This is a genomic window from Thermoplasma sp. (genome assembly GCF_023256435.1).
Classification (GTDB): domain Archaea; phylum Thermoplasmatota; class Thermoplasmata; order Thermoplasmatales; family Thermoplasmataceae; genus Thermoplasma.
Genome location: NZ_JAGDXM010000058.1, coordinates 1592 through 2374 on the forward strand (window position 1 = coordinate 1592; position 783 = coordinate 2374).

Genomic DNA, 783 nt, shown 5'->3' on the forward strand with positions numbered 1-783 from the left:
AGGAGCTGCTTGCGTATATGGATCAGATGAACAGGAAGAACGGTTGGCTGGACGTGTGGACTCCCCATGTATTCAGGGATACCATATGGAAGCAGAGCGGCCATTACGCAAAATACAGGCCGAACATGTACCTCTTCACGCTGCCGGATGGAGACAGCTACGGCATAAAGCCCATGAACTGCCCGGGGCATATAGCAATATTTTCCAGAAGGAAATATAGCTATAGGGACCTTCCAGTAAGATACTCAGAGCCAGGGACGGTCTACAGATACGAGAAATCTGGTGAAGTCGGCGGTCTCACGAGGCCAAGGGCCTTCACCCAGGATGATGGCCACGCATTCCTGCGCATGGACCAGATAGGAGAAGAGATTAGGACGCTTCTGAACATGGTCAGAGAAACCTTCACCACGCTGTTTGGAAACATAGAACTTTCATTCGATCTCAGCGTCATAGATCGTGATCATCCAGAGAATTACCTGGTAAGCTATGTCTGCCGCAACTGCGGTAATCGCATCGAGGGCGCACGCGGTACCGACATAGAGTGCCCCGTGTGCCATTCCCATGATCTTGAGGCCGATCTGTCCGTATGGGACAACGCAACTGAACAGCTCAGAGGTGCGCTCAGATCCATGGGAATAGAATACAAGCAGAACGTCCAGGTCACGGAGATCACGGGAGACGAGAAATCGGCAAAGAGCGTGAGGTACAAGGACAGGGCAACTGGAAAGGAATACCAGGAGGAATTCGATGGGATATTCATATACGTTGGTCTCTCCCCTCAGT

Annotated in this window: 1 protein-coding gene; it reads left to right on the forward strand. The window is 51.5% G+C overall.

Going from position 1 to position 783, the window contains the following annotated elements; all coding sequences use genetic code 11:
* A partial coding sequence (locus tag Q0C15_RS07715; protein ID WP_367181994.1) for an aminoacyl--tRNA ligase-related protein occupies window positions 1-783 on the forward strand: 783 nt, incomplete at both ends.